Raw genomic sequence first — 10,325 nt, forward strand, 5'->3', positions numbered from 1 at the left:
AAAGTATAATGTAAGTAATTAGCCAACCACGGGGCTTCTTTTGCCTTTTTTTTCATTTGGTAAATTTCTTAATGTTTGTAGCTAAACGACAACCGTCATCCCGCTAGCGGGATCTCTTGTTAGTGGCTGAGAGATACCGCGAATGAATCGCGGTATGACGGTTCGCGGCGGCATAAAGATAAGTCTCGTCATCCCACTGCTTGTTAGCGGAATCTCTTGTTAGCGCTGCGGCGGTATGATGGTTCGCGGTGGCATGACGATAAGCCTTGTCATCCCGCTACGTGTTAGCGGGATCTATGTTGAGAGATACCGCGAATGAATCGCGGTATGACGGTGTAGATAGTATCCCGCTGCGTGTTAGCGGGATCTCTTGTTAGTGCCGCGGCGGTATAGCTATACCTTTTTCTACTTAGTTTGGGTTATGCAAGAAGTCTAATAACATTTATTGCTATTTTGCCATGTATCCCTTATACTATAAAGTAGAACATTATAGGTTTCAGCAATGATAAAAGAAATTGAAGAACTAATAAAAATTGTTGGTAAGGGTAATTTATTAGAGACGTTATTTATTTTTTTAGGTGGCTTTCAACATGCTGACTTAGATCGTTTTATGGATCACAGGAATCACATAGGTCTGTCTGCATTCATACAGAAGCAAGATGAACAGTTAGATTACTATTTTAACTTAAAATTTAGTCTACAAGGGCTGTTTTTAATTTATGCTCTAGCTTATCGAATTCTAAGTGAAAACAATAACCTGAATACTAAAGATGTCATAGATAAAATATATGAAGTTATTAAAGGATCTGAGTTAAATGAATATATAAATGAAGTAGTAGATGGAAGAAAATTAGATTTACTTAACATCTTAGCAAATCCAAAGAGAGAACCAATATTTAAAACAGAAGAAGATTTTGAAAATAAAGTACTCATTGGTCTTAGAAAGTTACTAAGTGAAGGAAATACATTAAACAAATATGACAGAGAATTTGCATTAAATAAGTGCGTTATCAGCAGCTATTATTCCATTCATGACATAAAAGCAGATAAAGATATAGCATTGTTCTTTTCTTTGGGTGGTCACTATAAAGAACTTTCGTCATCTAACAAAACAGTAAAAAGAGAAGTATTAGAGATATGTGAGAATCAGTTAATAGAGAGCTATATAATGTTCTTAGCTGGCAAACTACACATGATCGGATTATCAAGTAGAGATAAATATACAATCGACCATGAGAATGTGGATCGGCAAGAGAAAGCATTGAAAATGGATGGATTAATATATCCTATAAATACAAAAAACACCCTAGAGCAACTGTTAAAAAACCAAAATAGTGATGAATTTGAACAATTAATAACGAGCCCTGATAATATATACTACTCAGTGCTGCAAGAAGAGAATGAATGTAGGCCAAATCCTATCACCAGCAAGAAAAAAGAAAAAGACCATAAAAACACAGTCTGTAAACTTATTTTAGGTATGTTTGTATTATCTGTTGGGTTATATGTTGCTGATTATTTCTTTATGGAGCAAAAATTATTTAATCCAATAAAAGGTGTCCTACCACAGGATAATTTTGCTAATCTAGTAATTGCTGCAGTGCTTACTATCGTAATAGTATATGCTTTATTTCAATTATCACAGGAACCACCACTTTCAACAGTCAATAAGATGACGAATGAAAATTTAGGACAGCCCGTGCAAAATAAGTTTAGAATTACATAAATGTAGCAACTTAAAAGCATATATTGTATAATCTTAAGTTAAGAGGTAATTTATGGATTTAAGTAAAATAACAGCAGGACCAAATGCGGTGAATGTGGTAATTGAAATAAGTGCGAATGCTGAGCCTGTAAAGTATGAATTTAATAAAGAGTTTAGGTTGTTACAAGTTGACAGATTTTTATCTACCTCAATGACTTATCCTTGCAATTATGGGTTTGTACCAAATACCTGCGCAGGTGATGGTGATCCTGTGGATGTTTTGGTGCTAACTCAGTTTCCCTTAGCATCTAGTGTTTTAATATCGGTGCGTCCGATAGGCGCATTACTCACTAAAGATGAAAAAGGAGAAGATGAGAAAATATTAGCTGTGCCTGTTTCCAGTGTTGATAGCTATTATGACAATATAAAGGACTATTCTGACTTATCTAAAAGCCTACTAGATAAAATTACTCATTTCTTTTCTCATTATAAAGATCTAGAAAAGGGAAAAACGGTAGCAGTTGGAGAATGGGTTGGTGTGGAAGAAGCAAAGAAAATCATTGAAAAAAGCAGAAATTAGTTTTTATTGATTTATAGCTAAAGTGGCTTAGGTTTGCCCACAATTTGAAAAACAACAAATTCGTCATTCCGCTACTCGTTAGCGGAATCTATACCGCGCACAACTGTACGAACATTGCAATATGGCACATAGTAAACGATGTCATTCCAGTGCGTGACACTGGGATGACAAGAAAGGGAGCACTGGAATTTTTGTTTCAGCATTAGCCATGCATCTGAACAGATACAAATATTGCAATTAAAAGCATTAGACAGGTGGTAGAGGTCTTGGTATTATATAATCTTTAGGTTCTAAATTTGGAAGGGTGGCCGAGCGGCTGAAGGCGGCGGTTTGCTAAACCGTTATACGACCCAAAAGTCGTATCGAGGGTTCGAATCCCTCTCCTTCCGTATACTGTTTTTAGCACGGTTTAAATTCGCTATATTAGCATGTTTTTAGCCTATTTACCAGCGTACCTGATTTTGTTGCAATGGTTTTTATTTCCATTGTCACTGAGATCACTATTAAAAAGTTGGCTAGCATTGACTCAGTATTTATTATAGAATTGGTTATTAACTAAACAACTTTACTTGTATGTATAAAATACTAATTTTACTGTTGATAGTGTTGCCACTTAGGTTGCTTGCAACCGAGATTGAAATTGTTGCAGATGTAAATGGTGAACCAATTTCAAATTTAGATATCGAAAAACGCATCAACTTTATAAATTCATTGTTTGGCACTCAAAGTGTTAATCAAAAAGAAGCAAAGCCTCAAGTGCTTAGGGAGCTAATAGACGAAATTATCATTATCAATGAAGCACAGAGGCTGAATATAAAATTGAGCAACGAGGAGTTAGATAATGCTATTATGTTATTTTTAACCCAAAGTTTTAAACTTAAGGCTAATGAAGTTGATCAATACATAGAGAAGCATAATATAGATCTTGGTATTTTAAGAAAACAAATAAAATGTCAGTTACTGTGGAGCAAAATTATTGAAGTAAGAATTGTGCCATTTATTAATATAAGCGATAAAGAAGTAGATGATGTAAAAAGGCAAACAGAAAAGCCGGATTATCTTATCACGTTCCAAGAGTTTATAATTCCTGATCAAAAAGACAAGGACGTTTATGGTATAGCTGAAGATTTAGTAAAAAAATTACGCAACAGTAATAACCCAGAATCTCCAATAAAGATGCGTAAAGCAACAGTTAATTTAAGTCAGCTAAAAGGAAAACTCAAGAGCGTTTTAGAAGGATTAGAAACCAGCGACATAGCAGGTCCATTCAGTTTCAGTGAAGGTTACTCCGTTATAAAAGTAATAGATAAAGTACAACTTAATCATGCACTGCTGGAAAGCACTTTAAAATTAAAACAGATTGTGGTTGAAGGTTCAGAAAGTTTATTAGATAATCTCAAGGAGCAAAAAGTTAATTGTTTAAATTTTGATAAATTAGCAGATAATTTTAAGCTGCCAAACGCAAAAGAATTTGAAATAAAAATGCGAGATTTAAATCCTGATTTACAGATTTTATTTAGTAAAACAAGTGTGAATGAAATAGTAGAATTGAGAGAAAATGGCACTGCAAAGTTGATGATGTTGTGTGATATCAAGAGTAATGTAGCGGGTATAGAAGCAATCAAACAGAAAATGTACCAACAAAAGATTATGATACAAAGCAACTTGTTATTAGATGATATGCGTAAAAATGCAGCTATCAGTTATCGGTATAGTTGAAGTCAGAGAGTGTCCTTGTCTCTGTCTTTGTGTATAGAACTATATAAATTACTTTGTTCTATAAAATTTCAAAAAATTTGAACAAATGTAGTTAAAATAGCACATGAAGAATATAATGCTAATTGGTGGTGGAGTTGGAAATGCAGTGTTATTTTCGATAGGGAAGGCATGTCTTGAAAATAATAACAAGGTTTTGTACTTCGCTGGCTATAAGAAGTTAAGTGATGTATTTAAACGAGCACTGATAGAGCGTGCATCAAATGCAGTAGTTTGGGCATGTGAAGAAGGATTGATAGAAACAAGCAGAGATCAAGATAAATCCTTTCATGGTAATATAGTTGATGCAATAGTCTCTTATCAACAAGGAAGATTAGGTATTAATTTGAACGTTATAGATAAAATTATCACTATTGGTTCTGATAAAATGATGAAAGCTGTGAATGAAGCTAGAAAAACAATTTTAAAGCCATATCTGAAGTCAAGTCATATAGCAATATCGTCAGTTAATTCTCCTATGCAGTGTATGATGAAAGAAATCTGCGCTCAGTGTGTGCAGCAGCATATAAATGCGAAAACAGGAGAAAGGAGTTTTGTTTATAGCTGCAGTAATCAAGACCAGGATATGGAATTTATTGACTTTGATTTTTTAAGTGAGCGCTTGAAGCAAAATAGTTTACAAGAAAAACTTACTGCGAAATGGATAGATCATGTTCAAAGATATTAAACAGCACAAAAAGGAAATAAGAGAGCAATATAGAGCTATAAGAAAAGATATTGATGAAAGTTATTCCAGTTATGCGGCAAATTCCCTTATTAATCTCTTTAATCAGAACTTAAGCTACGTTAAAGGCAAAACAATAGCAGCTTACATTCCAATGGATGAGGAAATAGATGTTGTGCCTTTGATGCATAGTTTACTCGATTTAGATTATAAAGTAGCAATTCCTAATAAAAATAAGTTACTAAAATTTGAGGAATGGAACGAAACAAATGAAGATGTAATTCCCGACACAATCATTACTCCTGTTGTTGCTTTTGATGATCATTTTAATAGATTAGGTTTTGGCGGTGGTTGGTATGATACAATGATAAAAAAATTACGGCCGCTTGGAAAAATATTTATAGGTGTAGCCTATGAGAAACAATATTGTAAAGATTTACCTGTAGAAAAACATGATCAAAAATTGGATATTATAATCACTGAAATGTGTGTTAGGTGTAGAAGTGGATTGCTCAAAAAAGTGGATAGAAAGGAGTAGCGTAACCCCGCTTTCTGATAGTAATTTTTGCGTCAAAAAATGCATCAACTCGGTCCTGTGATTCCTCCTTCACTAACTCGTGCAGCACTTGAAATACCTAAGTGAGAATTTGGCTTCATTTCCTGAGCTTTCTTATTAACTTTTTGTTCTACCTCTTTTATGTCACTACCAATTGCCATAATTGCAGGTTGAAATTCGCTCATAAAATCTACAAGTTTCTCCATGTCTTCCTCATGAGTACTAGTACCCTTGCTCATAAGATTGTTCAAAAGACCAGCCTTATCTTCCCTTATTAACTGTCTTATGGCTGCTAGTTGCTCTTGATTCTGAAGCATTTTTATTATTTTTATTTCATTACTAAGCATTGTTCTTTCTCCTTCATCAGCTTCAAGATTCTTTTCCATTAAGTTGCTTATTAGCTTTTCAAAATTATTTTCTCTTCTTTGAACCTCAGGTAATTTATCTATTAAATCCTTATATGAACTTTTCACTGCTTTTCCTGCTTCAATCGCTCCTTCTTTTATTTTTTCCCCTGCCTTTCCTATACCTATTCCTACATAACGTGCTCCAATAGCCACAAGCGCTATTAATGTAGCAAGCACAATAAGCGGAGAAAATGCTGCTCCTAATACCATTACGGCAGAAGCTATTCCAATTTTTTTATTTGCAGAGGCTGATTTAAAATAATTGACTAGATTATCCAGTGGACCTTTATTATTATTTATAACATTACTTATTGCTTGTTGGTTAACAGATTTTAACGCCTCTTCTATTATTTTTGAGTCAACATTTTCAGAAGTTAAATCTTTAAGTGCTTCTTCAATGAGTTTTATAAATAATTCTTTATTTACCTCCTTTTGCAAGCCTTGGTCATTAATTGCTAAACCTAAATCTTTGAGGTTCATCCCTTTAACTTGTTCTGATAGGGTTGTAAATAACTCTTTTTTCCCCTCTTGTGAGGATTGTGCAATACTTTCTATTATATCTGAAATAGCTTTTCTTAGTTCTGGATAGTCAGTGTCAAAAAACATACTATTGCTAGATTCCATATTCAGCTTCGTTGATTATAAATATGCCTAATTATACATACTAATCATTAATTATATTATAATTGATATAACATACCCCTTTCCAAATATAGAATTTGTATTAAAATATCTAGATTATATGAAATCAAGGTACTTTATGGGTGAAAAAAAATTAAAAGCTGCTGTGGTCTTATCAGGGTGTGGTCACCTTGACGGTGTAGAGGTAAGAGAAGCGGTTTTAAGTTTGCTTGTGCTTGATCAGCAGGAAGTGGATGTTAAATGCTTTGCACCTGATATCAATATCACACAAGTTATGAATCATAGAACAAAAGAGGCAACAAAAGAAAAAAGGAATGTACTTGTGGAAGCAGCAAGAATCGCAAGAGGCGAAATATATGACTTAAAAGAAGCCAAAGCTGAAAATTTTGACATGCTAGTTGTACCTGGTGGATACGGGGTTGCGAAAAATTTATCTGACTTAGCTGAAAGTAAAGACATGGTGACAGTAATGCCTGAATTTGAAAGATTAGTTTCAGAATTTTTTGTTACAAAAAAGCCAATAGGAGCGATATGCATATCTCCAGCCATCATTGTTTCAATTTTAAGTAGCAAGATAGGTAAAGAAGAAAGTAAGGTTAAGGTAACTATAGGAGATGACAGAGAACAGTTGATAGAAAGGCTTGGCGGCGAGCACATAAAATGCGATACAGAGTTATCAATAGAAGACGAAGAACATAATGTATTTTCCTGTTCTGCTTATATGCGTAGCGACGAAAGTACATACTCTGTATATCAAGGGATAAAGCATATGATTGACAGCATGGTAAAAAAGATTAACAAAAAAACTAAACAGCCATTCCTCTAAGATATAGTAATTTAGACTTCCTTACACAATTAACTGTTGAATTTTACATTCTTAGCTGTATTATAGCTAAAGTGCTCTAGGTTTACTGACTATAACGGTATGGCGTAGGGCTTTAGCTCTTTTTTTATAAACGTAAGGTGTTTTATATGTCAGACCTTTTCTATATTGAAACTACGTGTTGTGTGGACGGTCAGTGTGATGTCTATACAGGGGAAGTGAGTTTTAATGATGTCATGTTAGGCAAGTTCAGTCTAAATTCGTGCAGCGGGAAAGAAGCTATGATAAATCTAGACATTATTACATTCGATATTAATATCGCTATTGATGGTCAAAATGGAAAGACAATAAAAAAAGACCTTAAAGGTCTTGAATTTGTAACTAAAGATGATGGTTCTTGGTATATTAATAAGGATTTTGGTGATGATAAATTTGAAGTTGTAGTAAAGCAATCATAATTTTACATCTCAGGTGTAACATTTAGTATAGGCGCTATTCTATTTATAATGTTCTTTACTATAGGCGCAGCAATTATTCCTCCGGTATGGTGCATCCCTTGAGGCTCATCAATAGCAATTAGCACTATGTACCTTGGGTCAAGCATAGTTAGCACTCCTATAAATGATGCTATGTTTGCATCTTTGCTATATTTACCATCTACAACTTTTTCCGCCGATCCAGTTTTTCCTCCTATTGAATATGCCTTTATTTTTGCTTTTCTGCCAGTGCCATCTGTTACTGCTGCACGTAATAATTTTCTCATTTCCCTGGAAGTTCTTCTTGAGATAATTTGCTCTCCTATACTTCTTTTATTCAACATCAAGGTTGCGTTATGAAATATCCCATTGTTGATTAATGCTGCTGCAGTTTGTGCAAGATGTATAGGAGTTACAGCTATGCCATAACCATAAGATGCTGTTATTAAAGTGTTTTCACTCCATTTATCCGGGATTATCGGTGTGGATTTTTCTGGTATTTCTATTTTCAAAGGAGAAAATAGCTTCATAGCTTTAAAGTATTCTACCTGTTTTTCAATACCTAGTTTGACTGCAATTTTTGCTGCACCAATGTTGGATGATTTTACAAATATATCTTGCACAGTAATTTTTGGAATTTTAGATTTATGAAAATCCTGAATTTTATACTTTCCAATGGTGATTGGTGTTGATACGTCATATAAATCGCTAGTTTTTGTAGCGTTCGCATCAAGCGCTGCGGCTATTGTAAAGTATTTTAATACCGACCCCATCTCATATACCCCAAGACTGGCGCGATTAAACTTTTGTACGTCTTCTGCCTTATTCTGTAAGTTGGGATTAAAATCAGGTAGGCTGACCATCGAGATAACTTCACTATTTCTCACATTTAAAACAATTCCTACTCCGCCAAGTGCCTGATATCTGCTTACAGCTTTAGTTAGCTCTTCATGCACTATGCTTTGCACTCGTGTATCTAAGGATAGTATTATGGGCTTTTCTTGCTCATTATTTTTACTTATATATGCCTCAACTCCTGCAATACCGTTGCCATCTATGTCAGTGTAACCAAGCACGTGTGAAAATAAATTACTGTGAGGATATATACGCTTTATGTCGTCATAAAAATTTACTCCTGGTACACCAGCGTTTTTGATCGCTAGTAATTCTTTTGGAGTCAAGTGCCGCTTTATCCAAGCAAATTTCTTTTCTGAAGTAAGTACTCTATATAAGTTCTTGTATTCGAGGTCATGCAAAGTAGAACACAGTTGTGCTGCTATACTTTCCGGATTCTTTACTTTGGTTGCATCTATATATAGTGATGTTGTGGGCACATTTGTTGCTATTACCACTCCATTTCTATCTAAAATATCAGGTTGTTTATGTACTATATTATCTTTTCTAAAATTTTCTGAAGTAGTAGGTTGATCAAATGTTAAAGAGAATATGCGAAAAATAATTATTATATAAAATATAAATAATGGTACTATAAAACACAGTGAGCGGAGCTTATTTTTAAGTAATGCTTGCATATTTACTTGATTTGACAAAAATGGAAATTATCTTAGCTGAGCCGCGAGGTTTTTGTGCCGGGGTAAAAAGAGCTGTGGACATATTAGCTATTACTTTAGAAAAATACAAAAACGAGCGCCAAGTTTATGTGCTACACGAAATTGTTCACAATAAATATATAGTAGAGGACTTTAAGAAACAAGGAGTGGTTTTTGTAAGCAGTATCGAGGAAATTGAAGATAATGAAGGAATACTGATCTTCAGCGCGCACGGAGTATCAAAAAATATAGAAGATGAGGCAAAAAGAAAGGGTATTCAAGTGATTGATGCAACATGTCCTTTAGTCAACAAAGTGCATAAAGAAGCAAAAAGGTATGAAAACAGTGGTAAAGAATTAATTCTCATTGGGCATGAAAACCATCCAGAAGTTAAGGGAATTAGGGGAAGAGTAAACAATCCTATCACTTTAGTGCAAACTTTGCAGGATGTATATGATTTAAAGGTTAAAGATCCAGATAATTTGTCTTATGTTACACAAACTACGTTAAGCATCGACGATACCCGTGACATTATTGCTGCCTTGAAATTAAGGTTTCCAGGCATAACAGGTCCAGATTTAAAGGACATATGCTATGCAACGCAAAACAGACAAAATGCTGTTAAAAAGCTAGCTGAAATTGTAGACATGGTATTAGTTGTAGGAAGTAAAAATAGCTCAAATTCAAACCGCTTATTAGATCTGTGCACTGCCAGAGGAAAAAGAGCCTACTTGATTGATAATTACAGCTGTGTGAATAAAAGCTGGTTTCAGGGCGTAGAAAAGATAGGAATCACCGCAGGTGCTTCCGCTCCTGACATATTAGTTGATGAATTAATAGACTACCTAAAAGTAAACCTGAGTGTAAAAATTTCAGTTATGCCAGGTGGTATTACTGAAAATGTTCAGTTTAAAATACCGAATCTGGTTTAAAACACAACTTATCTACTAAACTTCTCTTGAAATCACACAAACCAGCATCTATAGCTAAGACGTCATACCGCGATTCATTAGACTTCTTGCATAACCATATAACAAACTTTTATTGGGAATAGAAACGAAAAAACTTGCTTGACAAACTCCGCCAGCCCCCTTATCATGAAACTGAAGCTATTGTATTTGCTTTCGCCAATCTGCAGATTAAAAG

General features: G+C 34.3%; 11 protein-coding genes and 1 tRNA gene. 10 read left to right on the forward strand and 2 right to left on the reverse strand.

Features of this window, described 5'->3' with window-relative positions; genetic code table 11:
• Window positions 1-502 precede the first annotated feature (502 nt).
• The 7 genes from WOCAOBSORBRA_RS04295 (at window position 503) to WOCAOBSORBRA_RS04325 (ending at window position 5,263) form a co-directional block, all read left to right on the forward strand.
• A complete protein-coding gene (locus WOCAOBSORBRA_RS04295) occupies window positions 503-1,726 on the forward strand; it encodes a WD1261 family protein (protein ID WP_174516007.1) in 1,224 nt (407 codons plus the stop codon).
• A 52-nt stretch (window positions 1,727-1,778) separates the two neighbouring features.
• On the forward strand, window positions 1,779-2,285 hold the full coding sequence (gene ppa / locus WOCAOBSORBRA_RS04300) for an inorganic diphosphatase (RefSeq protein ID WP_010082061.1): 507 nt from the start codon (window positions 1,779-1,781) through the stop codon (window positions 2,283-2,285).
• A gap of 44 nt (window positions 2,286-2,329) precedes the next feature.
• A complete protein-coding gene (locus WOCAOBSORBRA_RS04305) occupies window positions 2,330-2,491 on the forward strand; it encodes a hypothetical protein (protein ID WP_010963140.1) in 162 nt (53 codons plus the stop codon).
• 92 nt (window positions 2,492-2,583) lie between these two features.
• A tRNA-Ser gene (locus tag WOCAOBSORBRA_RS04310) sits at window positions 2,584-2,674 on the forward strand.
• 184 nt (window positions 2,675-2,858) lie between these two features.
• On the forward strand, window positions 2,859-4,004 hold the full coding sequence (locus tag WOCAOBSORBRA_RS04315; protein ID WP_077190587.1) for a SurA N-terminal domain-containing protein: 1,146 nt from the start codon (window positions 2,859-2,861) through the stop codon (window positions 4,002-4,004).
• 103 nt (window positions 4,005-4,107) lie between these two features.
• Window positions 4,108-4,728: a ferredoxin reductase domain-containing protein gene (locus WOCAOBSORBRA_RS04320; RefSeq protein ID WP_155968434.1), complete on the forward strand. Its 621-nt coding sequence runs from the start codon at window positions 4,108-4,110 to the stop codon at window positions 4,726-4,728.
• Window positions 4,712-5,263: a 5-formyltetrahydrofolate cyclo-ligase gene (locus tag WOCAOBSORBRA_RS04325; RefSeq protein ID WP_174516008.1), complete on the forward strand. Its 552-nt coding sequence runs from the start codon at window positions 4,712-4,714 to the stop codon at window positions 5,261-5,263. The genes WOCAOBSORBRA_RS04320 and WOCAOBSORBRA_RS04325 overlap by 17 nt, the downstream gene beginning before the upstream one ends.
• A 44-nt stretch (window positions 5,264-5,307) precedes the next feature.
• Here WOCAOBSORBRA_RS04325 and WOCAOBSORBRA_RS04330 read toward each other — a convergent pair whose 3' ends face one another.
• The gene (locus tag WOCAOBSORBRA_RS04330; protein ID WP_174516009.1) at window positions 5,308-6,312 is read right to left on the reverse strand and encodes a hypothetical protein; all 1,005 of its coding nucleotides are present in this window, start codon (window positions 6,310-6,312) and stop codon (window positions 5,308-5,310) included.
• Window positions 6,313-6,430: 118 nt separating this feature from the next.
• Here WOCAOBSORBRA_RS04330 and elbB point away from each other — a divergent pair, with 118 nt between their 5' ends.
• Window positions 6,431-7,156, forward strand: a complete 726-nt coding sequence (gene elbB, locus WOCAOBSORBRA_RS04335) for an isoprenoid biosynthesis glyoxalase ElbB (RefSeq protein WP_007548447.1) — start codon at window positions 6,431-6,433, stop codon at window positions 7,154-7,156.
• A 146-nt stretch (window positions 7,157-7,302) separates the two neighbouring features.
• On the forward strand, window positions 7,303-7,611 hold the full coding sequence (locus WOCAOBSORBRA_RS04340; protein WP_010081942.1) for a hypothetical protein: 309 nt from the start codon (window positions 7,303-7,305) through the stop codon (window positions 7,609-7,611).
• A 2-nt stretch (window positions 7,612-7,613) separates the two neighbouring features.
• On the opposite strand, the gene WOCAOBSORBRA_RS04345 is transcribed toward WOCAOBSORBRA_RS04340, so the two are convergent.
• The gene (locus WOCAOBSORBRA_RS04345; protein ID WP_155969114.1) at window positions 7,614-9,161 is read right to left on the reverse strand and encodes a peptidoglycan D,D-transpeptidase FtsI family protein; all 1,548 of its coding nucleotides are present in this window, start codon (window positions 9,159-9,161) and stop codon (window positions 7,614-7,616) included.
• Between the two features lie 20 nt (window positions 9,162-9,181).
• On the opposite strand from WOCAOBSORBRA_RS04345, the gene ispH reads away from it, so the two are divergent.
• Window positions 9,182-10,111 (forward strand): 4-hydroxy-3-methylbut-2-enyl diphosphate reductase, encoded by a 930-nt coding sequence (gene ispH, locus WOCAOBSORBRA_RS04350; protein ID WP_010963148.1) that lies wholly within the window; start codon window positions 9,182-9,184, stop codon window positions 10,109-10,111.
• Window positions 10,112-10,325 lie beyond the last annotated feature (214 nt).

The sequence above is a fragment of the Wolbachia endosymbiont of Cardiocondyla obscurior genome, from assembly GCF_902713635.1.
GTDB lineage: Bacteria > Pseudomonadota > Alphaproteobacteria > Rickettsiales > Anaplasmataceae > Wolbachia > Wolbachia pipientis.